Source organism: Aliiglaciecola aliphaticivorans (assembly GCF_054782055.1).
Map to the genome: position 1 here is coordinate 66,494 of NZ_BAAGTF010000015.1, position 23,278 is coordinate 89,771.

Sequence of the window (23,278 nt, forward strand, 5' to 3'; positions counted from 1 at the left end):
CTAATCCCAGCTAATTAAAGGATTAGGGCTTTTCAGTCTTCGCGTCAGTTGCTGGCGCTAGCTTATGGTTTTAACTCAACCTCTGAGTCGGCAATTAAATAAATAGTAGCGGCATAAGCAGCAATATTTTGCGCTAGAGCGTCAGGCTCAATTTTATCTAAGGTGTCGTCTGGCGTATGGTGTAAATCAAAGTAGTCTTGTCCGTCTTGATTTAAACGAATTGTGGGTACGCCTTTGGCGGCCATTGGAATAATGTCGGGGCCACCTCCTGGTGCATCTGAACGGCCTCTAACGATACCTAGAGGGGATAAAATTCTGCCTATTTCATCCATTAACACTGTGGCTTTTGGATTAACGTTAGATCCCAATTGCCATACTTTTTGTGCCCCAAAATCTGACTCTGTGGCCAGAACATGATTACTCAAATTTGCTTCATGTTTTTTGGTGTAAGCAAATGCGCCTAACAGGCCTACCTCTTCAGCACCAAACATGACCACTCGGATAGTACGTTTAGGGCGCTTAGGTAATTTTGCAATCAATGCAGCCGCTGCAGTGGTAATCGCAACACCAGCACCGTCGTCTACAGCTCCAGTACCCAGATCCCAGCTATCTAAATGGCCACCGATAAGTACGATCTCTTCAGGTTTCTCGCTACCAATCAAATCTAACACAACATTCCCGCTGCTAACTTCTCCTTTCCAGTCAGACTCAGAATGAAGGGAAATACTTAGGGGTTTATCCAAATTATGTAAACGGCGAAGATGATCCGCATCTGGGTTAGAAATTGCAATAACAGGAATACTTGCCCATTTGTCTCCATCTTTACTCATCATGCCTGTATGGGGAAATCGATGTGAATCTGAACCCACGGAACGCACCACTAACGCATCTGCACCGCCACGTTGCGCATGTTGCCATCCCACTCTGCGACGATGGTTCGCTTGTCCGTAACCTGCGCCCACCTGACTTTTCACCATAATATCGCCATCAACAAAAGCGATTTTACCTTTGAGCTCTCCTTCTTCTACCTCCATTAGAGCGTGAATATCTCTAAAATAAACCACGGGTGCATCAATATCTTGTTTTGATGGTGCCGCCCCACCTAATGCTGTGCCGTATAATGCTTGATTGTAGGGGGAAGTAAGGGATATGTGTAAATTTCCCCGCTCCCAGAACGGCATCGTAAATTCTTCCACGCGAACCTTATCAAACCCTAAGCGTTGTCCCAATTTTTCTCCCCAACCTCTAGCTCGCTTTTCAGCTTCTGAACCCGCAAGGCGAGGGCCAATTTCAGTCGTCAATGACGTGACTATGTCCATGCCAAGATCACTTTTCAGTGCGGTTTGCATCAGTTGTTCGGCAGTTTGCTTCTGTTCAGCGCTAACAATGGCTTCTGCGGCCAGCAATTGAACGCTAAAAAAGCTCAATATTGTGCCAAGGACAAGGCGTTTACGAAGGTGCATGGTTTCTCCATTCATTATTATAAGTGCTTAAGTTAGTTATCGTTTTGGTAATATTTTGGTGAGCGTTTAGGGTTAAACGCAATTGGAAAATAACAATCGTCTGAACATCTTAACTAAAACACTATCTAAATTCGATACGCTAAGTAAAATTTCGTCGGCTAACCTATATTAATGTGCAACTTTATGTTGCCATTAGTCTTATTTTTAAGCTCAAAGAGGCAGGAATAATACTTGCCGCTCTTGCCGTTTTTTCCTGTCATTGCCGATATTGTCTTATCCTCGGCAATAATTTGCCTAATTGCTGGTAATACCCCATTGAAAATCAGCCTAAGGGGTTAGCTCGCAGCCTAATGGCGCAATTCCTGCTAGTTAACCTGTATCAGCCTAAATCAAAAACAGTACCTTTGGCATAGTCATTGCTGCTCAAACTCATCAAGCTAAATAAGCCGATAATTAGTGGTGATTAGCACTAAATTGACTAATGGGAATGTAATGGAAATAAATAACAATAGTCAGCTGAGCTCTATCTATCAAAGCAGTAAAAACCAAGGTGCAGATACCACTCATTCTAACCAGTTATCTAACAATCACAGCTCAGCAGATAAAGTAACACTGAGCCAGGCGGGTCTAATTGCAGAAACAAAATTTCAGGAAGTCGCTGACCAGTATGATCCGACTAATATGTCATATAACGAATTAACGCGTATGTCGTCAGAGTTACAATTAGACGGGTTAATCACCTCACAAGAGGGATTAGCAATGAGAGCGCCTCCAAGCCGAGATTTCGATGCCGATGAAAAATATGACGTATTAGCCTTGGCAAGAAAGTCGGTGGAGTTTGATCAGTCTATTGGCACGGCACAAAATAAAGATGCACAGCTAAGAGCCAATGTACTTGATGTTTTAGAGCGTTTACAAAGTTAAAATTGTCGAGGTTAAAATGGACGTCTCCAATCGTATTTTTAAAACTCACTCACAAAACCTACTGCAACCCAATCAATCGAAAGGAAACAATGGCTTTTCCGAATTATTAGCCGCTTATCAACAAAATCATCAGGTTCAAAAGGTAGAAAAGCCCGCTACGAATGCGGTTTTCAGAATGAATACCTCCCAAGGAGACCAACAAGAAATCAATCTAGATGAGTATCTTACGCCTGGAGCGCAACCTAGTCCGGTGAATTTAAAGGACATACCCTTATTACTGCCAACAGCGCACAACATTGATACCTTATCCAAATACTCGCAAAACGAGTTTAAAGCATTGTTAGCACAATATGGCATACCCTCACCACCTGCAAGTATAGAATTCAACACTCAGGGACAGTTAGTTTTACCGGCTGATTATGCGTATTCGACACAGTTGACGCAGGCGTTTACAGAAAACCCCAAAGTTGAAAATGCACTGCGCACAACAGCCGCTATTGCTAGTCATTATGCTGGTATTATGGAAGGACAGCCTTTTCGCGATGAAATGTCGACAGCAAGAAATCAAGCTGATAGAGATAGAATAGTGGAGAAATACAGCTATTTATTTGACGATAACCGCCCAGCAATACAGATTGTTTTAAGCTTTTTAGGCGATGGCAGTATGTTATTAGGTGAAAAATCATAGGTGATAAAGCTTTGCGGGGCTGTGGCGGGAATGAGGTAATTAAATCTTACCAATACCTAGTCAAACAATTCATTTTATTGGCTCCGTAAGATACTCATAATTCGGTCATATATGATGCCTGTAAGTATCACTCTATCTTCACCGGTCGTGTTGGTAAATTGAATGACAACGGTATCAATATCCCTATGGTATCGGGCTATACTAGAATAGCCGAGCACCCAACCTGTATGGTTATATTCATAAAGTGAAGCATAAATTTTGCGTTCTGCTTCGGTAAACACACTTCCATCGTTTAGGGCTCTTAAAAAGATCCCTACATCTTGTGCACTGGCTACGTAACCTTGGTCGAGGTGTTTTAAGTCTTCGTCATAGCCTACATAATATCCGCTCATGAGCTCATTTGTATCGATCTGGTGAATTGAAAAGAAAGTTCGGTTTAAGCCCAATGGTAAAAGAATTTCATTGTTAATGAAGCGGGAGTAAGGATAACCCAAGGTTTCGGTCATTATTTTTTGTAGCAACAAATAATTTGAATTGGAGTAGTCGTAATCAGTACCGGGTGGGAAGTCCGCAGGTTTGTCTAATACTAAACTCAATACGTCAAGGGAGTTTGATGCCCAATCAAAGCCTTCCTGATCGGTGAAGTTAGGAATACCACTGCGGTGCTCTACCAACATGCGTAGGGTAATTTTATTTGCATATTCGATACGTTTAGCTAATTGAGGCAAATAGTCTGCAAGGCTTTGGTCCAGTTTGAGCTGATTGGACGCGACTAGTTTAGCGATTGCCGCCGCTTCATATAATTTTCCAATACTGGCAATTTTAAATAGAGCATTGCCATATGCCGGTATTTTTTCTTGTCTATTATGCCAACCACTTGCATACAACCGAGCTGGTTTATTGGCCTCATCCACATAGACAATGATTCCGTCTATACCTTGTGACGTTGCTTCATGAACTTGTTGCTCAATGGAGTTAGGTACAGGCTTTAAATAATACAGCCCATATTCCCAAGGCGCGAACAAATAAATACTTGTTGTTGTCAGGAAACAAGCGAGTAAAACCTTAAGTGTGATCTTCTTCCATTTTTCCATGGGCACTCTTAGCCTAAAGCAAAACACGGCAATCAATATATAGCGTTTATGTCATTCACTTCTCGTGTGTTTGTGGTTGTTCACTTAAATGAAAACCTTTAAAAAACAACCACAATGGTAGAAGTAGTTCAAATAAAGCACCAGGAATATACAGCAATCCACCGCCAATATTAATGGCGAAAAAATCAGCGCTGACTTTTAGCAACAATAACAAATACCCGACAAGGCCTAAAGCGGATAATAACCTTGGGACTAAACGGTGTTGATAAAAGGTAACACAAAGCATAAAGCCGCAAAGAGCTAGGGGGATCATGCCAAGTTGAAAACTAACATAACGTTGCTGTTTTAGAACATCAGCCATAACACTTAAATAGTCAACACTGGGGGCGATGGCTGTTACCATTTCTTTGCTAATGGCAATTAAAGAAAATAGCGCTAATGCGCCAATAAGTAGCATAACCGCTTCGATGATCCTAAAGCTAACATAGGTCAAAGCGATTCGCTGACTAAGAGGTTTAATGATGGGAAATATAACGGTGGCTATAGCCACTACAGCGGCAGAGTTAACAAACTCCAATAGGGCGGCTACGGTCAAAAGGTTTCTATTCGGGTACAGATAAAGGATAAAATCAGGTGCACTAAATAGCGTCGAAATGATATGACTCGCCGTCATGTAAGCGCCTGTTGATATAATAAATAACGCGCCCACCAGACGAGCAGCGAACAAGTTTGACATATGAATTTTCCTCTAGGTGATTTTTGATGATAGGGAAAGTTTCAAGGATTTCGAGACTAACGTCGTCCAAATGGGCCCATTCGTTCATTATTCTTTCGCAGTATTATGATTTTTCATGAGCATGCGATAGGCCGACGGGGTTACGCCTTCGGTTTTTTTAAAGGCAGAATTAAACGTCGAGCGAGAGTTAAAGCCCGACTCCAGCGAGATATCAATAATTGATAAGGTTGTTGTAGTTAACAGTCTTTTTGCTTCTTCTACACGATAATTGTTAATGAACGAGAAAAAATTAATCTGTAAATGCTGGGATAGGGTCTCGGAAATATGATTTTGAGATATGCCAATGGCTTCAGATAATCGGTGAAGGCTCAGTTCATTTTCACAAAATAAGCGTTCCCCTTGCATCACTTTGTGGAGTTTTACGGCAATTCTCTTCATTCTATCATCGTCTAATGCGGCGGCTCGAGGTTGCAAATCACTGTCTTTTGATTTGTCTGTTTCTGACAATAAAGGTTGATTAAGTGATAAGTGAGCAAACGCCAAAAGCAATAGTAAATTTAGCATTGGAATAACGACACCCGATCCAATCCAGCTTACGCCAATAAAATTCAATATATATTCAATGGTGTAAAGCACCCAAACACTACCCCATAAAAGTAGAATTGTGCGTAACCAATCCAGTGATTTTTTTTCGATAACCGAAAACTTCTTCATGAGCTGAACTTTGTGGTTGTCTAGAAGCCGGTAGGTTGCGCTAAAATACAATAGCGTGGAGATTAAAAAGGTAAGGGTAGAGAGTAAGCAAGTTAGAAGAGCAAACTTGTAGAGTTCAGCATCTCGGGTGAGTGGATCCGCAAGAGAAAGTTTTTGTTCGGTGGTCAGCCCTAAGGCGAAAGGGAGCAATACTAAAATACCCAGTACGGGACCAATACTAGCTGTAAGCATAGATTTCGTGCTTAACACATTTGAGCGGGTCATCATGGAACGCGCGTAAAAGTAAAATGCGGGACCAATCAATGTCGCTAAGGGGAATTGTAATCCTACTAGATTGGGGAAATACCGATACCCACCTGACACCACAAGTAAATCACCAAATGTATGAATAGAGAGAAATATCAGTACCCCGGTTAGATAGTAAGTGTGTTTTTGCCCGCCCTTAGCACTCAACAAAGACTGGGCAATAGCAAGGCCTGCAATGCCAAGTTGAAATGAAAAGATTATTGTTGGTAACACTTTCACAATCATTTGAGATGCTTTACTCGTTTTTTTAGGTTAGGGTTTCGATTTTGTTAGTCTTCATTATGGGATAAATAGACCACAAAGGCCAAACCAAGATTTTCGCCATAAAGAGCTTATTTGGCTAAGAGGGCTTGAATATGAGATGGCTTGAATGTGCACCTAATTTTGATACTGGAAATAGGATCATTGGCATCTATTAAATGGTCGAGCTGAAGCTGATTTGACGGGTAAAATACTCTTTCAAGAAAGTCAGTAATAACCTCAGTTTTTTGGTATTTGCCGTGCCTGGCGGGAACACACCATAGACATTTATATCGTTGAATACATAATCATCAAGTACTCTTTGTAAGGTGCCTGCTTGTATTTTAGGCCAAGCATCATAAATAGGGATGCGGGCTAAACCGTGGCCAGCTTCAACAAATGCAGTACGCGCCGCTGCATTATTGGTACTGATACTTCCTTGGGTGACAATACGATAAGTGCGGTTGCCTTTTGTTAGGTTCACTACGCCAGAGGTTAATTTGTAAATTACCCATTGATGATTGGCTAAATCAGTATGGTTTTTTGGTTTTCCATATTGGCTAAAGTACTCTGGAGAACCGCACAAACAGGTTTTTAGGGTAGCAAGTTTACTTGCTTGTAATCCTGAGTCAGGCAAGGGGGCTCCGCGGATCGCTAAATCGATTCCTTCTTTCATAATATTCACCACTTCATCCGTGAGCATCACATCCAGCTCAATTTTAGGATGAATTTTTTTGAATTCATTCAGTGCAGGCACAATTGTTTGTAATCCAACATTTACCGGACAGGTTATTTTAAGTAGGCCGATGGGTTCATTTTTGACGTTTTCAATTTGTTGATTGGCGGCATTGGCATGTTCGGCTATAGCATGACAACGCTCATAAAAGGCTTGGCCAGCTTCTGTGAGATTGATCGAACGAGTAGAGCGATTAAGTAATTTCACCTCAAGTTGAGATTCAAGTTTTTTCAGGTGGTAGCTGACTACCGCGCGCGAGAGTCCCAAATGCTTTGCTGCTCCAATTAAGCTGCCTTGTTCCACAACTTGAGCAAAAACAACCATACTTTTGAGACGTTCAAACGAAACATTCATACCGAGACCCATTACTGAAAAACAAACATCAAAACCATTGTATCAATTATTGATACAATGATGTCAATTTTATCTGCATTGTATACTTTTTTTGTGAGCATATACTCCTTCCATAGAAAATAAAAACTCACTTAAACAAGCTTGCTTGTTTTGATAAATGGATGAACAAAAATGAATAAAAAAATATTAATGGTACTGACTTCTCACGATAAACTTGGCGACACTGGCAAGAAAACCGGTTTTTGGGTTGAGGAGTTCGCCGCGCCTTATTATGCTTTTATTGACGCTGGTGTTGAAGTCACCTTAGCTACGCCACAGGGCGGCCAAGCCCCTATTGATCCCACAAGCAAACTCGCAGAATTTCAAACTGCCGCTACTGAACGTTATGACTCAGACAATGCCGCCCAAGCCAAAATTGCGACTACGTTGAAATTGTCTTCTGTTAGTGAAGGTGACTTTGATGCTGTTTTCTACCCCGGAGGTCATGGACCTTTATGGGATCTTACCGACAATCCCGACTCAATCACTTTGCTAGAAAGGTTTTTAACTGCAGGCAAAGCCGTTTCTACCGTCTGTCATGCTAGTGCCGCATTATTAAATGTAAAACATGGGTCTGGTGACTTTGTTGTAAAAGGAAAAGCAGTAACCGGCTTTACTAACAGTGAAGAAGACGCGGTGCAATTAACCGAAGTGGTGCCATTTTTACTTGAAGATGAACTCATTAAACGTGGCGGTGATTATCAAAAAGCCCAAGATTGGGAAGCATTTGTTGTACAAGATGGCCTGCTTATCACTGGTCAAAATCCAGCGAGTTCAGCTTTAGCCGCTGAAAAGTTACTCGCTCACCTTGGTGCATAAAGAGTTTTTATACATTTTTTCTTGGCAAAGTTTTAGGATATATATCAATGTTAAATTTCAGTTTTCAAAATCCAACTCATATTCATTTTGGAGAAGGAAAAATCGCCACCATTTCCCAACAAATACCATCAGATGCAAGGGTTTTACTGGTCTATGGTGGCGGTTCCATAAAAAATAACGGCGTGTATCAACAAGTGGTTGATGCCCTTGAACAACATACCTGGTTTGAGTTTTCAGGTATCGAACCCAATCCAAGTTACAACACATTAATGAAAGCTCAGGAGATTATTAAAGAGCAGCGTATTGATTTTTTACTTGCGGTTGGCGGTGGCTCTGTGGTTGATGGCGCTAAATTTATTGCCGCAGCGACCTTCTTTGAGGGAGATGATCCAAGTGAGGAGAAAGATCCATGGGATATTCTCACAAAGCAACATACCATCACGAAAGCGTTACCCATAGGCGCAGTTTTAACCCTACCAGCCACAGGTTCTGAAAGTAATGGTAATGCAGTTGTTACTCGAGATGGCAATAAACGTGCATTTTCAAGCCCTCTAGTGCGTCCACTATTTGCAGTGTTAGATCCCAAAGTCACATTGTCATTGTCTGATCGTCAAATCAGTAACGGTGTTGTTGATGCGTTTGTTCATACTATCGAGCAATACTTGACCTATAGCGTTAATGGCAAAGTACAAGACCGTTTCAGTGAAGGGTTATTGCAAACCTTAATTGAAGAAGGGCCTAAAGCATTACAGCCACAAACCAAAGGTGACCTTGAAGTGAGAGCCAATATTATGTGGTCGGCAACCATGGCATTAAATGGACTAATTGGTGCCGGTGTACCACAAGATTGGTCAACCCATATGATAGGTCATGAATTAACGGGCGCGTTTGGCATTGATCACGCACGTACGCTATCCATAGTATTACCCGCTGTCATGAAAGTCTGTCGTGACAATAAGCGTGAAAAACTACTGCAATATGCATCGCGGGTTTGGCAGATAAATGAGGGGGATGAGGATGCTCGCATTGATCAAGCTATTTTGTTAACCGAACAATTTTTCAAAACAATGCAAGTACCCACCCGATTATCTGACGTAGATCTTGGTGCAAAAGATATCGATTTACTTATTGATGGGTTAAAACAGCATGGCATGACCGCACTTGGTGAACACAGTGATATCACCCTAGAAAAAAGTCGAGAGATCTTAACGCAAGCATTGTAAATATGGTGAAACCACTGGTGGTGTATAGGAAACGCTATACGCCACTAAATCGTCTTTAATTTTCGAAATATTATGACTCAACCAATTCATATAAATTACCTAAATAGCGGTGGGCGAGTCAAAAGATACTAGTGTTATACAAGGCCTAGTAGAATAAATGACAACCCACTGTAAATGGACATGATGCTATACATCCATGACATCTGCTTGAGTGATTTTGAGCTCAGGTTAAGAAGACGCGAGTAACCTAGACATAGTGTAATTAAAACTCAATAAGCAGTGTTTGCTTGCTTTAGATTATTTTTCTACATGACTTTGACGTTCTATCTCGTCGATAAAAAACCTGGCTATATCATAAGAGACGCTAGCGAAATCTGAAAATACCTCAGTTCTAATATTGGCGTTAACGGACAATGACAACTTGTACTCAGGAATAACCATCAAAAAACTTTGAGCACCTGCTGATACGCCACCATGATGCATAAACGTCACTGATTTATAACCTTCACCTAAGTCGAGATCATTTATACGCCAGCCAAGACCATATTGTTGAGGATTCACTTGGCCATTATTAAGCCTTTGTGGTGTCCAAAATGCAATCCTCGTTTGTTCAGAAATAAACGCCTCATTCATAAAACCTTGTCCTAACATTGCGAGATCTTTAGATGTCGATACCCAACCGCCGCCGGCTAATCGGTGACTTAAATCCAAGTGATACCAAGGCTTTAATCTGCTAGGTTGATGTTTGTCTTGCCAGTAAAACGTCGCCAGATCATCGCTAGTTTGGGTCGGCGTTTCAGTAAAGGTCGCATGCATGGCAAGGGGGGCAAATACCCTCTGCTGCATATAGTCTTGATATTTCATTTCAGCTTTTATTTGCATCAATGCACTAAGCAATACAGTGCCTAAACTCGAATAACTAAATTGCTCACCAGGTGCAAATAACATATCGCTATCGTCAAATAAAGCCATGGCAGCAAGTGGATCAGCAAAATAGCGCTGAGCACCTAACATTGCCAAGGTGCCAAGTGTTTCCGTGTTCTCACCATAATGTGGGATCCCTGCCATATGAGAGGCGAGCTGCCTAGCCGTCACTGTCTTCCAGTGTGGGTTGGGAGGTGTTTCAAAATACTCCGATAATGGTGCATCTAAGTTAAGCCTGCCGCTGTCGACCAATCGAGCTAGCCCAGTGGCAGTTAGCGCTTTTGACGTGCTGCCTATTCGCATTTGGCTATCGGTGGTCATTTGTATTTTCTTGCTAATATCTGACCAGCCGACACTAGCTGCCCAAATGAGTTTTCCGTTTATGGCTACTGCAGCAGTGTAGCCCGGTGCTGCAACGCTTTGTTGTTGGACTACCAGTGATTGTAAGGCTTCATTCGCTGCATGATTGAAATCAGCGTCGAATACCCTGTTTGTTGTTGGCTGTTCACTAGGCCAGGTAACATAGTTCATCCCTATCATTGGAGCCATGCCACGATAGGCTATACCTTGATAGATAGGCCAACCTAAATAAGACAAAACAGAGAGTATAAAAACGAACAAAATGAGCAGTGCTTTTTTCATAATAACTTCTACAAATAATTAGTGGAGGCCATTACATCCATTGTTAGATACTAGGTCTTATCGAATATGAAAAATACTGATCATTTTTAAAATTGAGTACGATATTGTGTAGGCGTTTGACCTATTGTTGCTTTAAAAGCACGATTAAATGGTGCAATAGAACCATAGCCTGCTTCCAATGCTATCGTTAGGATAGGTAAATTCTTTTTCGAGGTATCCTGAAGTTGCTCACACACCCAAGGGATCCTGTAGCTATTTAGATAGTGAGAAAAATTGCTAAAGCCGAGTTGTTGATTAATCAGCTGACGAAGTTGGTGAGGAGGCAAATCGAGTAAATTTGCCAACTTACCAATGGTTAGTTCCTGTTGCAAAAACACACCGTCATTCATCAGTTTATTTAATGCTTCTAGGTGGGGAGAATCAATCGGTTTAGCTTTGTTTTGTGCAGAGGTAGACGTTTCGAAGGTATCAACTTGATTACTGGTAGCACTCGGTAAGTGGTCTTTTGGGGTTATTATTTTTGCTAAAATAATGGTAACTATTGCAAAGATTATAAAAGCATTAGCTAGGCTAAATTGCCAAGTATCTCTAATGTTTTGATAGATAAACTCAAAGGACACAAGTCCTAACATATAAAAACAACAAAACGCGACTATTAACAGCCGAGCGTTGCGGCGGCGATTATCCAAGTCGTCTAAGTATTCCGCTAAACATAAATAAATGACCCACATTAACAGCCCAATTCCAATGATGTGATTGAGGTCGTGTAATGGACTTCTACCGCCTAGTACTAAGAACACATAAGCTAAGATTAGTAGCCAAAACGTCAGCAAAGCCAATATCCATTTGGCTTGTTGTGCCAATTTAAAGTGCTTTTGGAGCTTAGTTAGGGTGAACCACAAAGCCGCAAATGGAGTTAAATCGGTAATTAGCAATAAGATATTGCGTAAACTTCCGAAGTGATGATTTTCAATTGGAACCGTTAATAGAACATAGGCTATTAAGCATGCAATTAATCCAACTTGCGCGAGGGGCAGAACCGAATGTTTCCTGACTAAGAAAATGATTAATAAGCCCAATTGACCTACGGCAGCAAACCTGAGAAATACATCTATAATCTGCACACCTGAAAGTGTAATTTCCACTTCTAACCTTATTGTAAGACGTTAACCGCGCTTTAGTTTGTCAAAGTATAGATACGAGTTAAAGAGCAAAGGGCATATAAATCATCAGCATCACAAGCGCTTCTCAGGTGTAAATTCCTTTGATATTACTACTGCGACTAACTTAAAGCGCTTCCGTAAGCTATCATATCCTTATAAGACCTAAACAAAGGCAACAAGTGGTCATTGTACAATCATTATCCACCAGTTAAGACCGTGCATATGGCCAGCTAGCCATTACAAGCTGGCTCTCATTCGTTGTGGATACCTTTATCAATGCCGGTGAGCCAGAGAAAATAGATAGGCTATGCCTAACACATCAACATAGAACATAGTCAATCAGATAACCGGAGCAAGCACAATAATCTAGCTTCTTGATAGTGTTTAGCTATCAAGAGAAACACTTGTTTAGTAAAAAGGTTTATAGTGATATACACTCAGTAAATAAAACGATATAACATTGCTTAAACAATAACATTCATATAGGAGAAGACTGGATGTTTACCGATGAGATGGTTCATAAAGCCCTAGAAACCTGGTGTGAGAATGTAGTTAAAGTGGGTGAAGTTCACAGTCAAGGAGGAGACGCCAAGGCCTTCTCTGCGCAAGTTTTGTCAGAGAATTACGATTATGATAACGGTAAAGTGTTGTTCAAACCAACACTGACCTATGGAGAACAAACGTTTCGCGATACCAAAGAGGGCGCTTTATCGTACTTTGTTGGTGGTGATGAAAATTACCCCAACGACAATGGCTTTAAATTAAAGCCATGGGTTAAAGTTTGGTACAGCAAAGAAGACTTTATTCTGCACAACGACCTTGCCATTGTACAATGTAACGTTCATTTTATTGGCGCGGATGACAGCCACATTTTTGTTAACAAAAGCTTCGTGTTTAAACTTTGTGAAGACGGCAAGGTGAGAATTGTATTACATCAATCATCTCTGCCTTACCAACCTGCATAACATAACCTCTCCAATGCAAAGGGGCGATGCTTCACGCCCTTTTGCATAGTATTAGCATTGGCCGTAATCGTCAGTCTCAACCAGTGGCGACGAACACTAGTTGTAAAAAACAAAGTAAAACCTGATTATAGGGGCCTGCAAAATCAAACATTTTTGATGCCAGAATTAATTTCTAACTTGGCTTTCTTATATTTCAGTCTCAAATCTTTAAGGAGAACTCCTTGATGTTGTCTATTTTTAAACAACTATCAACAGTGCGTATTTCACTAGTCGCACTGTGCCTATTTAGTGCTTGCGGGCAATGTAAAGCCCCCTTTGAACTGCTTAATATTCAAACCCCAGCAGGTGATAAAAATGCCTATTTAGGCAGTGAGGGCAACATAAAATTACCTGTTACAGTAGTGAATGGCATAGAGTCTGGCCCGGTATTATTGCTTGCCGCAGGCACCCACGGTGATGAATATCCATCAATGTTTGCCTTGCAACGGCTCGCGAAAGAGCTTAACCCTAAGCAACTAAAAGGTACGGTAATAATATTGCACCTGGCCAACTTGGACGGGTTTCACGAACGTTTACTCGCTTTAAACCCCAAAGATAATAAAAATCTCAATCGAGAATTTCCGGGTAGTAAACAAGGCACACATACTGAACAAATAGCCGAACTATTAACACGTGAATTTATTCGCAAAGCAGACTTTTTTATCGACATGCACTCGGGTAGCGCTAACCAAAAATTACTCGATCACGTTTATTCTCCCTACATAGGCGAACCGGAACTCGATGCATTCACTTTCGAATTTGCCAAAGCCATCGGTATGAGCAACATCATCATGTATGGCGACCGCCCTAACGACCCAGATAATTCTATCTCATTCCCCAATACTGCCATGACTCGTGGCAAGCCCGGCTTAACAACGGAAATTGGACACTTAGGACTGCGTGACGAAGAATCGATTAACTATGCCCACACGGTGGCTAAAAACGCCCTGTACTTTTTAAACATGCTGTCAGGCTCACCGGCCCACACACAGCCAGCCACAATTTATCGGCAAGTTTACTACCCTAAAAGCAACTTCACAGGGTTCTTCACTCCACTAGTCACCATCGGCGATAGAGTTTCAGCAACTACCCCGGTAGGCGAAATCACCAATTATTTTGGTGACCTAGTTCAAACTATTACCGCCGGCGCAAACGGAACCGTATTAATGATTAACGAAACGCCGCCAATTAAACAAGGAGAATCCCCGGTTGCCATTGGTCTAGTTAAAAAAGCCAATTGACCTAGGCCAGCTAAGTGACTGAGCCAGGCCTCTTGTTAAATAGCCCTAAGCAACACCCCAACAGAGTAGTGTATAAACAGAAAAGAGGTTGCCGCTAGTGTTGAAGGTCAGTAGTGGACATCCACTTTAAATTCGGCTGGAACAACTTTAAGCCGTTTCTGTTCAACCTGCTCGACATTTTAACTTAAAGCAAGCTTAGTACGGCTGGAAACTCTAGATATGTGGGTGTCTACGGCGATGTCTTCGGCGATGTTTTGATACAACCAAGCCTAGCATTGTGAACTAACCTGCGCTTTATTGTTGGGTGCCTTTTTATCGGTGGCAGACGCATCAGTTATTCACGCCAGCGATGGTGACGGGAATTTGTTAGGGACTAAAAATGTTTTGGTCGATGGGATATTGTATGATGTCGTACCCGTCTTTACTGCTGGTTGTGAATGCGGTGATGTATACCATGTCATAATCCCTTACAGTCTGGCTGGCGAACTCTCACTGTCGTCACTATTAATCAATCCCCCTTCAAGTGCTAATGTTCATTCTACTCTTTTTGGTATATTTGACGACGATGACAAATCCGGCTTAAGCGAATATTCCTAGGCTGTTTGGTCCCCCGCAGTCGAAGTCTCAGCACCTGCGACATTTATGTTATTGTCGTTGGGTTTAGCAGGCTCAATTGTGTCCCGTCGCAGAACACAACTTAAATTCAGCTTTTATATTGTTCCTACCGCTATTCATTGCTGCCAACGTTTCACTTACAATCCTGAGGTTAAAGTCACCTCAAATGAGGTGGCTTTTTTCGTGCTTACATACTCATAAAGCTGCTTGCAAGGCCTTAGGTGTTTATTATTTATCGAGAATTATCCCCACTGCACAGCCGTGGGGAATTGTATAATTAAATTGAACGTATCATATCCAGTACTGCAACGTTTTGCATGGGCGTGCCTGTAATGCGTAAAACCTTCTTCTTTTTCGAAATATCTTCAGGGTGTTGCCCTTTTAAGATGTCGCTTAGCAATAGGACGTTATTCAAATAACCCATTCTATCCGCCGCTTTCATATCGGCTGTAAAATGACGTGTTAGTTCAAAGTCGAAAATAACATTCACGTCATCACGGGCATATACATTGCCTGCAATCTCTCCAGTTTGTGAGGTGGTGCAAAGTGACGCGATCACCGCCCCTGGTTTGATTGAAGTAATGTTGGTTTCGTCGATTAAACAGCGGTTGGTATTCGTAGCCATAATAATAGTGTCATAAGCTTCAAGCTTGAGGTTCTGTTGGTAGTCAGAAGTAACACCTATGCTGCCGCAAGGTTGTTCGAATGATTCCGTGTGCTGAGTTCGCGTGTGATAGTCGATGTTGGATAAGCTTGGTATAAAGTGCTTTAAATATTTAACGATTTCAAGGGATAGTTTCCCTGCGCCCACTATTAAGATTTTTTCTGGTTTATGTTCCAAAACAGAGAGAAAAAGCCAAACCATCGCTGCTGTGCGTTGTTGGATCTGCTGTTTTATATTGCTTTCAAATATTAGTTCACCACGTTCATAAATGCGCTCTATGGTGGCGTATTCATTGCTGATTGCACAATAAGGACCTGAAACTTCATATGCAAGTGGGGGTAAGCCCGCACGTAATTTGAAGCAGGTTTCAAAAACATTGTCTCCAATAAAGGTTTCACCATCAAAAAACTCTTGTAAAGCCCGCTGATATTTTAGTTGGTCACTATTTTGGAATTGGGTTCGAATGTTTGCTACAAGAGAATCTTTATCTAATAAAATTTCGGTCACGTTACAATACCTCTGAGAATAAAGAGTTAATTAAACAGTAAAAGGATGAAGTTGAATTGCGCCAAATTTTTCGGCATAGGCATGTATAGCAGGCGATCCGCCTAGATGCATAAGCAGAATTCTTGCGTCCTTCTCAAAACGACCTTCAGCAGACAAGTTTAATAACCCACGTATTGCGCGACCTTCATAGACAGGATCGGCAATCAACCCTTCGGTACTGGCAAATAGCTGGATAGCATCGGTAATTTCTGTATCAGCGATGCCGTAGGCGTTGGTATTGGCAGGTATAATTTCAATACTGTTCGGTTGCACTCGCACATCTAATCCAAGCTCACTCAAAGCATTATTGGCTAGAAGTTTAACTCGGGATTTTTTAATCTCGGTTTCATTATCGTCCGATATTCCGATTACCTGAGTTTTGATATTAAGTGCTGCAAAGCCTGCTACCAGACCGGCTTGGGTACTGCTTGAGCCAGTACAATGCACAAGGTAATCAAAGGCTTGGCCAGTTTCAGCCATTTGAACAGCTAGTTCAGCAGCGCAGTTTATATAGCCCATACTTCCCAAGGGGTGTTCAGAAGCACCGCCTGGAATTAGGTATGGTTTGTGTCCCTGTTGACGAAGATAGTCCATGAATTCTTCCAGAGGACCTTGATCTTCGATAGGGCGCTCAGTTTCGTCCACATAAAGTTCGGCACCCATTACGTGGCTTAAAAGAATATTACCTACCTGCCGATAAGTAGCGCTTGCATCTTTGGTCCAGGCGCAATGTAAAAGCGCACATTTTAGGCCTGCTTTGGCTGCGGCAGCAGCGGTTTGTCGGGTATGGTTGGATTGAATAGCGCCAACTGTTACCAACATGTCTGCACCTTGTAGCAGCGCATCACCCACTATGAATTCAAGTTTTCGTGTTTTGTTGCCACCACCTTCTAAGCCAGATAAATCATCTCGCTTCATCCATAGCTCAGGACCACCTAGGGACGCGCCAAATCTTTTCAGTGTTTGTATTGGAGTAGGGAGCAGTGCCAGCGAGGTACGTGGTAATTTTTCAAGACGGGAATGTAGATCACACAACGCATATTTATCAATCATATCGCTTTCCTCAGTATTTAATTGGGGTTAGCGACGTTTCAGTTGAATGTTAGAGGCATTTTGATAAGCCGACGTCACGCTAATCACTATAAACTAGGAAAGTTGATAGTACTAATGTTTTGCTTTAAATGACGAATCTATTTTATTCATGCCTTGAGTTGAAAACCACTGCAAGTATTTGGGTTTCGAGATGAGTTCCTTAACTACTTTGAAGACTGAATATTATTCAGTCTTATCTTTAAATTCCGCAGGAACCACTTTAAGCCGTTTCTGTTCAGCATGATCGACATTTTAACTTAAAGCAAGCTTAGTACGGCTGGAAACTTTAGATATGTAGGTGTATACGGCGATGTTTTTGATACAACCAAGCCTAGCATTGTGAACTAGCAGATTAATGCTTATTGGCATTGTAAGAGAGGAATTATCCTCTTTTAGCGGCATAAAAAGCTTGTTGAATGACTCAGGGCGAAAAGCAGTTGTTGATACACCCTAGGTCATAGCCGCAAAACACCCTAGGTCGTGCGCGTGCAGGCGAGTAACTTCGTCAGTACTAAGCAGGGTAGTGAAGTTACTTTGTATTTCCAGACACGCTGTAAATCCATCCTTGTGGGGCTCAGCTCTTCGATACAAATGCACAACCTAACTCAGATTAAACCCATCCATGGTAACTCTCCCAGTCAGTGTATCCTTGCACTGCGGGTCAATCGGCTAGAGTTGGGTTCCAGAGTGCACCGATTTCATCCCTGATTTCCAAGATCAGAAAATCCAATGTAAACGCTCCTACCTCGGTGGCTTCAGTGAAAAAGGTTGTTTTATCAATTTTTCAGTTAGATGCACAGAAGACATCAAGTATTTGCCTGCAAAGCTCCTCTGCTGCCGGGCCGATATTCGACTGGGCGGTTTTAATTAAATAAAGTGGAATTTTACGCTGACTATTTACCGCAAGGTTCAGGGGAACAAGTTGGCCGGATTGCAGCTCCCCTTGAATGCACTCAACGGGAAGGTTTGCAAATCCCAGCCCGGCTTTGGCGGCTTCAATACTGCTGGAAATATGTGAAAAGCTCCAGCGTTGTTCAGCACCAAGCCAGCCTGAGTCGCGCTGGCGTTTGATGCCAGAATCTCTAATTACAATTTGCCGGTACTGCTTCAGCATCTGTTCCTCAACAGGCTGGTCAATTTGAATCAAAGGATGCTCTGGGCTGGCAACATAGCGCATAGTAATAGAACCCAGGGGGATGCCCATAAACCCGGTTAATACATTTGGGGTTAACACAATATCGGCTTTGCCAAATAACAGGCTTTCGTCGGTGCCCGACAGGGTCGTTTCCAACACATTAATCCGCGGCTGCGGATGTTGTGACGAAAATTTGTGAAGTGCACAAAACACGCTTCTCAGAGGTACCAGCGCATCCACTGCCAGGCTGATTTCGGTTTCCCATCCACGGGCAATATAGGTCGCAATACTTTCAATTTGATTGGCCTGTGCTAACAAATTACTGGCGTAGCGATACAACAATTTACCCGCTTCAGTCAACACGGCTTTGCGTCCTTCTGGCCTTAAAGCTGGGGCAGGGAGCTGTTCCTCCATACGCGCCAGTATGTAGCTGATGCTCGACTGGCTTTTATGTAGGCGTTCGGCAGCTTTGGCAAAGGAACCTTCATCCACAACCGCGATAAAGGTCGCCCATTGCTCCAGAGTAATTTTAGGAAGCATAATTCATCAATAATTTTGATTAATAAGGGCAAATATATCGTTTATTTAATCAAATTATAAGGTTTATTATTAGTCTCAAGATTTTCTGACAATTGGAGTTTTACCATGACACAACACATTCTATTCGTACAATCTAGTATATTTGGTGACCAAGGCGTTTCCAGCGGTATTGCCAGGAAGCTGGTAAATAGCTTATCTGTGGCGACGGCATCCGAGGTGATTGAACGTAATGTATCGGCCGATGAGATCCCGCATTTTAATTTAGATACGATTAATGCTATCACAGAGCAAAAAGCTGAATTGGCTGATGAGTTAATAGCGGAAGTTCAGCGTGCCGACACCATAGTGATTGCTGCGCCCATGTATAATTTTGCGATACCAACTCAGCTAAAATCCTGGTTTGATCATATCGCTCGGGCTGGTGTGACATTTAAATATACCGAGACTGGTCCAGTTGGTTTACTGATGAATAAAAAGGTGTATATCGTCAGTGCCCGAGGAGGGCTACATAAACAAAAAGGTACAGATTTAGATGTGCGCTATTTAACTACAATGCTGGCGTTTCTGGGCTTGACTAACGTTGAGTTCATTGACGCAGAAGGGGTTAATTTAGGTGATGAAGCGCGAAGCAAGAGCATCGATGCTGCGGAAAAGCAGGCACTGGCGCTAGTGTGACTTGAGGGACAGATTAACTCATAGTTTAGGACCATGCCAGTTGCTGCTTCGCTACGTTACCTGCAGTGTGAGAAGATCGTGCTTCCTGATTTACGAAGCTATTCAATATTAAGCAACGTTTTGAAAGTCTGCTGGATATTCGGTTTCAGGTTGCACGATGCATTTACTATCACGATGGTACAGAGGGAGGGATTTTCATTGGGGTTTTGAAGCTTACGGACCTATTGACAAAATACCCCTGCTTAGTCTGGAAGCAGCGCGACAATTCAGCTTGAGTCAGTAATGGACACCCACTTTAAATTTAGCTGGAACGACTTTAAGCCGTTTCTGTTCAACCTCATCGACATTTTTACCCATGGCGAGCTAAGAGGGGTTGAAACGAGGAAAATATGGGTATCTAAAAATACTATTTTGTCGTACTTTTCCCACTGGAAGTGATGAAATTCAGGCCTTAAATTGGCTAAAAGAGAAATACATCAAGTTTATTATTACAAATTATACGTGAGATATAATGTGTTTAATTGGATAGGAAGGGTGTTCAGCAACCGGAGCGCCAATTTTGAATAGGTTGTGTAAAGATGTACCTAGTAAAAAGACAGGATCTTGCAAGATATTTAGTGGCACTAAGGATCCCTTTCAGCAAGCTTCACAAGGTAGTGGTAAATAGCGTTGATTTCTGAGTCGGTAAATTTGGCGTAACGGAATCGCGCGACTCCCCCCATTAGCTTCAGATCACGATTACCTAAGGCCTTGCCAGTTCTCATTAAGGTCACAAATTCTTCTTCGGAATATGCTGCTACCATGCGAAGATTGGGTCGCGGGGGGAGTCTGCCATTTCTTCTGTACTACCTTTTAGATCCATACCGTGACATTCTGCACAAGTAGCACGCACAATATACCGAGCAAAAGCAAAATCAGTCCCCATATCGGGTGGGGATTGATTTTTCATTTCTGCCACCATCTCAACCGAGTTTTTAAAAGCGCCACTGTCAATATCTTTAGCTAACTGGGGGCCGATTGTCGGGTCTGGGTGTTTCTCTCCCTTAACTGGAATAGTCTTTAGATAAGCAACGAGGGCATCAACATCACTTTCATGTAAGGAGGAGAAAAGGTAAGAAGGCATATCCATGAGCGCTCTGTCTGGACGTTTCCCTTTTACAATCATATCTGTGAGCTCAGCCTGGGAGTATTCAGTGACACTAACCGTGAGGTTTGCCGTCCAAAGTACACCTAATTCTGGTTCAGTCCAATCTTCCCCAGTTAAATCTAATGTGTGACACCCAATGCAACCTAATACAGCTGAAAGACGCTTACCATGCTCAATTTGATCATTCGAAACTTGCTCAAAGCGATTGTCTTCTAGGTAAGTTTTATCAACAGCGTAAGCCTGAGAAAGTATCAGCTTGTTACTCATAACAATGGTCGCACCTACAAGTGCTAAAAGGGTAATTGCCTTCATGACTATATTTACTCTTCCTGCATTGTGTCTCTCTTTATAATGAGTATAGGACGGATAAATGCTGTCATCTATCCCTTATCGCAGTTGTTTATTTTGTGTGCTCTCTTGTTCGTTCGTCATGCTAGTGGATGAAACTTGAACCCGTATTAGCGTTGGTGTGGCTTAGCCTGCAGACCTTTAGTGATTACTCCTTTCTCAAACACCATGTGTAAGTGAATATTCAATCCAGTGCACTAACAAATCGTTGAATGTACGTCACCATTCCGGTATTAACTTGCCAGAACGACGAATAATGTCAGATGTCCCCAAGAGTCAGTGATGCGCGTCCACTTTAAATTCTTCTGGAACCACTTTTAGTCGTTTCTGTTCAACCTGATCGATGGTTTTGTTCATGGCAAGCTTAGTACGATTAGCGACCCTTAAGGATAAAATGGCTTTTTTAAGATTGTAAATAAGAAAGGTTCTGTAATAAATATTGAACGGGAAGGTTATTGGAAAGAGGCTTATTATGGTGATGACATTGACCCAGGTGAAATGAGCCATGAAACTACGATTGAAATTATAGAGCTTTGTATAAACGCATTCATGATTGATGAACAAAATGATCTTAGGCAACCACCTACCATTATGCAACTTTAATAGAAGATTAATAGCGCAATTTAGTAGGACTTAGCCTAAGCTATCTTTTATCAAAAACGTGAATAAATCTGACAGTAAAGTTTCTAGTCATACTTTGTCCTATATTAATTTTGCTTTGTTATTTTTACCCACTTTATCCTATTAGGGAAATGCTATGTTATCTAAGTTACGAATTTTAACATTGATCATTGGCTGCTTTCTTGTTCCGATCGTTTCAGCGCAAATGGTAGTTATCAAAGCAGAACGCATGTTAGATGTGCGTAGCGGTGAATTAATATCCCCAGCGCTAATAGTGGTTAATAAAGGAAAAATTGAAGAGATAAACCCCAAGACGTTACCAGAAAAAGCAACTGTCATTGACCTGGGTAATCAAACCTTACTGCCTGGCTTAATCGACATGCATACGCATATCACTAGCGACTATTTTACTGGGAATGATTGGACAACCGCTGCAGTGATGCAAACAGCGCCTGATTGGGCATTACAGGGGGTAAAGTTTGCGCGTGACGTGCTTGATGCCGGCTTCACCACCGTTAGAGATTTAGGTGCGCAACCAGGGTTTCCAGATGTGGCGCTGATGCGAGCAATTGAGGCAGGCCATGTAATTGGCCCTGATATTTGGCCTGCAGGTCATGCTATTTCGATCACAGGCGGCCACTGCGATTGGACAGGGTTCGCGCCCGGCGTAATGGAACTTGGCCCTGAAGCAGGCATTGCCGACGGCACAGTTGAAGCAATGAAAGCAGTTCGCTACCAAGCTAAGCATGGTGTTAAAGTGATTAAAGTATGTGCAACTGGTGGTGTCTTTTCGTTTTCACAAAATGCTGAAATAGGCGCACAGCAATATGGCGCTGAAGAACTTGAAATGATTGTACGTGAAGCCCATAAATTGGGGTTAAAAGTTGCTGCACACGCTCATGGAACAGAAGGTATTAATGCTGCGGTGCTTGCAGGTGTAGATTCGATAGAGCATGGTTCTATCTTAACTAAAGAGTCTATTAAACTCATGAAAGAAAAAGGCACTTTTTTGGTGCCACAAGCCTATTTAAGCAATTTTGAACCAGGACCTGATACACCGCCTGCAACCATAGCGAAGGGTAAATATCTCGAACCGTTAATCGATAATAGTTTCGACATGGCCTATCAGGCAGGAATTAAAATGGCATTTGGATCAGACAACGGTGTATTTCCTCACCACGATACTCCTTTAGAGTTTGCAGCATTAACGAGCAAAAACATTTCTGCTATTGATACCTTGCGCATGGCGACCATAAACGCAGCTGAATTATTAGGCGTGAGTGACCGTGGGGAACTAAAAGAGGGACTGCGCGCAGATATTGTTGCAGTACCGAGCAATCCACTCGATGATATTACCACAATGGAAGCAGTTACATTTGTAATGAAGCAAGGAGTAGTTTACAAACAATAGTTGGGAGGTGAGGCGTAGCTCGCAGAGCTCTCATGCTAGGGTCTATAATTGAAAGCCTGTAATGTCGTGTTTCCATGCTTGCAATTTATCTTTGGGATCAGCAGCAGACCTATATGGATAATCATCGTACGCACTGTTATCAGCATGAAATTCGATAGAATGTTCACTTTCAAA

21 protein-coding genes and 4 pseudogenes are annotated in these 23,278 nt (G+C 42.1%); 10 read left to right on the forward strand and 15 right to left on the reverse strand.

Going from position 1 to position 23,278, the window contains the following annotated elements; all coding sequences use genetic code 11:
• Nucleotides 1-62 precede the first annotated feature (62 nt).
• Nucleotides 63-1,463: a M20/M25/M40 family metallo-hydrolase gene (locus ACYVIL_RS08570; RefSeq protein WP_460312194.1), complete on the reverse strand. Its 1,401-nt coding sequence runs from the start codon at nucleotides 1,461-1,463 to the stop codon at nucleotides 63-65.
• Between the two features lie 492 nt (nucleotides 1,464-1,955).
• Between ACYVIL_RS08570 and ACYVIL_RS08575 the strand changes: the two genes are divergently transcribed.
• Together ACYVIL_RS08575 and ACYVIL_RS08580 are read left to right on the forward strand one after the other, a co-directional pair.
• Nucleotides 1,956-2,387 (forward strand): hypothetical protein, encoded by a 432-nt coding sequence (locus ACYVIL_RS08575; protein ID WP_303476373.1) that lies wholly within the window; start codon nucleotides 1,956-1,958, stop codon nucleotides 2,385-2,387.
• 16 nt (nucleotides 2,388-2,403) lie between these two features.
• The gene (locus ACYVIL_RS08580) at nucleotides 2,404-3,075 is read left to right on the forward strand and encodes a hypothetical protein (RefSeq protein ID WP_460312195.1); all 672 of its coding nucleotides are present in this window, start codon (nucleotides 2,404-2,406) and stop codon (nucleotides 3,073-3,075) included.
• Nucleotides 3,076-3,149: 74 nt separating this feature from the next.
• On the opposite strand, the gene ACYVIL_RS08585 is transcribed toward ACYVIL_RS08580, so the two are convergent.
• From ACYVIL_RS08585 to ACYVIL_RS08600, 4 genes are all read right to left on the reverse strand, one after another.
• Nucleotides 3,150-4,169 (reverse strand): serine hydrolase domain-containing protein, encoded by a 1,020-nt coding sequence (locus ACYVIL_RS08585; protein WP_460312196.1) that lies wholly within the window; start codon nucleotides 4,167-4,169, stop codon nucleotides 3,150-3,152.
• Between the two features lie 55 nt (nucleotides 4,170-4,224).
• Nucleotides 4,225-4,905, reverse strand: coding sequence for a DUF4386 domain-containing protein (locus ACYVIL_RS08590; RefSeq protein ID WP_460312197.1), 681 nt, complete (start codon nucleotides 4,903-4,905; stop codon nucleotides 4,225-4,227).
• A gap of 87 nt (nucleotides 4,906-4,992) precedes the next feature.
• Nucleotides 4,993-6,150, reverse strand: coding sequence for a helix-turn-helix transcriptional regulator (locus ACYVIL_RS08595; RefSeq protein ID WP_460312198.1), 1,158 nt, complete (start codon nucleotides 6,148-6,150; stop codon nucleotides 4,993-4,995).
• A gap of 190 nt (nucleotides 6,151-6,340) precedes the next feature.
• Nucleotides 6,341-7,255 carry a LysR family transcriptional regulator gene (locus tag ACYVIL_RS08600; RefSeq protein ID WP_460312199.1) on the reverse strand — a complete coding sequence of 305 codons (915 nt, stop codon included), beginning with the start codon at nucleotides 7,253-7,255 and terminating at the stop codon, nucleotides 6,341-6,343.
• Between the two features lie 171 nt (nucleotides 7,256-7,426).
• Here ACYVIL_RS08600 and ACYVIL_RS08605 point away from each other — a divergent pair, with 171 nt between their 5' ends.
• Both ACYVIL_RS08605 and ACYVIL_RS08610 read left to right on the forward strand, forming a co-directional pair.
• Nucleotides 7,427-8,113 (forward strand): type 1 glutamine amidotransferase domain-containing protein, encoded by a 687-nt coding sequence (locus tag ACYVIL_RS08605; RefSeq protein WP_460312200.1) that lies wholly within the window; start codon nucleotides 7,427-7,429, stop codon nucleotides 8,111-8,113.
• 47 nt (nucleotides 8,114-8,160) lie between these two features.
• Nucleotides 8,161-9,336, forward strand: coding sequence for an iron-containing alcohol dehydrogenase (locus ACYVIL_RS08610; protein WP_460312201.1), 1,176 nt, complete (start codon nucleotides 8,161-8,163; stop codon nucleotides 9,334-9,336).
• A 297-nt stretch (nucleotides 9,337-9,633) separates the two neighbouring features.
• On the opposite strand, the gene ACYVIL_RS08615 is transcribed toward ACYVIL_RS08610, so the two are convergent.
• Complete coding sequence (locus tag ACYVIL_RS08615) at nucleotides 9,634-10,902, reverse strand: serine hydrolase domain-containing protein (protein ID WP_460312202.1); 1,269 nt, start codon at nucleotides 10,900-10,902, stop codon at nucleotides 9,634-9,636.
• Between the two features lie 86 nt (nucleotides 10,903-10,988).
• Nucleotides 10,989-12,047 carry a helix-turn-helix domain-containing protein gene (locus tag ACYVIL_RS08620; RefSeq protein ID WP_460312203.1) on the reverse strand — a complete coding sequence of 353 codons (1,059 nt, stop codon included), beginning with the start codon at nucleotides 12,045-12,047 and terminating at the stop codon, nucleotides 10,989-10,991.
• 515 nt (nucleotides 12,048-12,562) lie between these two features.
• Between ACYVIL_RS08620 and ACYVIL_RS08625 the strand changes: the two genes are divergently transcribed.
• Nucleotides 12,563-13,030, forward strand: coding sequence for a hypothetical protein (locus ACYVIL_RS08625; protein WP_460312204.1), 468 nt, complete (start codon nucleotides 12,563-12,565; stop codon nucleotides 13,028-13,030).
• A gap of 224 nt (nucleotides 13,031-13,254) precedes the next feature.
• Nucleotides 13,255-14,310 carry a M14 family metallopeptidase gene (locus tag ACYVIL_RS08630; protein WP_460312205.1) on the forward strand — a complete coding sequence of 352 codons (1,056 nt, stop codon included), beginning with the start codon at nucleotides 13,255-13,257 and terminating at the stop codon, nucleotides 14,308-14,310.
• 110 nt (nucleotides 14,311-14,420) lie between these two features.
• Here the strand turns inward: ACYVIL_RS08630 and ACYVIL_RS08635 are convergent.
• Nucleotides 14,421-14,549: pseudogene (locus ACYVIL_RS08635) on the reverse strand (endonuclease III); the annotation flags it as partial.
• Between the two features lie 79 nt (nucleotides 14,550-14,628).
• Here ACYVIL_RS08635 and ACYVIL_RS08640 point away from each other — a divergent pair.
• Entirely contained in the window at nucleotides 14,629-14,907 is a 279-nt protein-coding gene (locus tag ACYVIL_RS08640; protein WP_460312206.1) for a hypothetical protein, read from the forward strand.
• 30 nt (nucleotides 14,908-14,937) lie between these two features.
• Nucleotides 14,938-15,126: pseudogene (locus ACYVIL_RS08645) on the forward strand (hypothetical protein); the annotation flags it as partial.
• Nucleotides 15,127-15,202: 76 nt separating this feature from the next.
• On the opposite strand, the gene ACYVIL_RS08650 reads toward ACYVIL_RS08645, so the two are convergent.
• The 3 genes from ACYVIL_RS08650 to ACYVIL_RS08660 all read right to left on the reverse strand — a co-directional run bounded on the left by ACYVIL_RS08650 (nucleotide 15,203) and on the right by ACYVIL_RS08660 (nucleotide 18,902).
• The gene (locus tag ACYVIL_RS08650; RefSeq protein WP_460312207.1) at nucleotides 15,203-16,096 is read right to left on the reverse strand and encodes a hypothetical protein; all 894 of its coding nucleotides are present in this window, start codon (nucleotides 16,094-16,096) and stop codon (nucleotides 15,203-15,205) included.
• A 30-nt stretch (nucleotides 16,097-16,126) separates the two neighbouring features.
• A complete protein-coding gene (locus tag ACYVIL_RS08655; RefSeq protein WP_460312208.1) occupies nucleotides 16,127-17,188 on the reverse strand; it encodes a 1-aminocyclopropane-1-carboxylate deaminase/D-cysteine desulfhydrase in 1,062 nt (353 codons plus the stop codon).
• A gap of 823 nt (nucleotides 17,189-18,011) precedes the next feature.
• Nucleotides 18,012-18,902: a LysR family transcriptional regulator gene (locus ACYVIL_RS08660; protein ID WP_460312209.1), complete on the reverse strand. Its 891-nt coding sequence runs from the start codon at nucleotides 18,900-18,902 to the stop codon at nucleotides 18,012-18,014.
• A 105-nt stretch (nucleotides 18,903-19,007) separates the two neighbouring features.
• On the opposite strand from ACYVIL_RS08660, the gene ACYVIL_RS08665 reads away from it, so the two are divergent.
• The gene (locus tag ACYVIL_RS08665) at nucleotides 19,008-19,577 is read left to right on the forward strand and encodes an FMN-dependent NADH-azoreductase (protein ID WP_460312210.1); all 570 of its coding nucleotides are present in this window, start codon (nucleotides 19,008-19,010) and stop codon (nucleotides 19,575-19,577) included.
• Nucleotides 19,578-19,856: 279 nt separating this feature from the next.
• On the opposite strand, the pseudogene ACYVIL_RS08670 reads toward ACYVIL_RS08665, so the two are convergent.
• From ACYVIL_RS08670 to ACYVIL_RS08685, 4 genes and pseudogenes are all read right to left on the reverse strand, one after another.
• A pseudogene (locus ACYVIL_RS08670) lies at nucleotides 19,857-19,984 on the reverse strand (endonuclease III); the annotation flags it as partial.
• Nucleotides 19,985-20,200: 216 nt separating this feature from the next.
• Nucleotides 20,201-20,350: a hypothetical protein gene (locus ACYVIL_RS08675; protein WP_460312211.1), complete on the reverse strand. Its 150-nt coding sequence runs from the start codon at nucleotides 20,348-20,350 to the stop codon at nucleotides 20,201-20,203.
• Between the two features lie 23 nt (nucleotides 20,351-20,373).
• A complete protein-coding gene (locus tag ACYVIL_RS08680) occupies nucleotides 20,374-20,991 on the reverse strand; it encodes a c-type cytochrome (protein ID WP_460312212.1) in 618 nt (205 codons plus the stop codon).
• Nucleotides 20,992-21,351: 360 nt separating this feature from the next.
• Nucleotides 21,352-21,456, reverse strand: a pseudogene (locus ACYVIL_RS08685) (endonuclease III); the annotation flags it as partial.
• 373 nt (nucleotides 21,457-21,829) lie between these two features.
• On the opposite strand from ACYVIL_RS08685, the gene ACYVIL_RS08690 reads away from it, so the two are divergent.
• On the forward strand, nucleotides 21,830-23,104 hold the full coding sequence (locus tag ACYVIL_RS08690) for a metal-dependent hydrolase family protein (RefSeq protein WP_460312213.1): 1,275 nt from the start codon (nucleotides 21,830-21,832) through the stop codon (nucleotides 23,102-23,104).
• The last annotated feature ends 174 nt before the right edge of the window (nucleotides 23,105-23,278 follow it).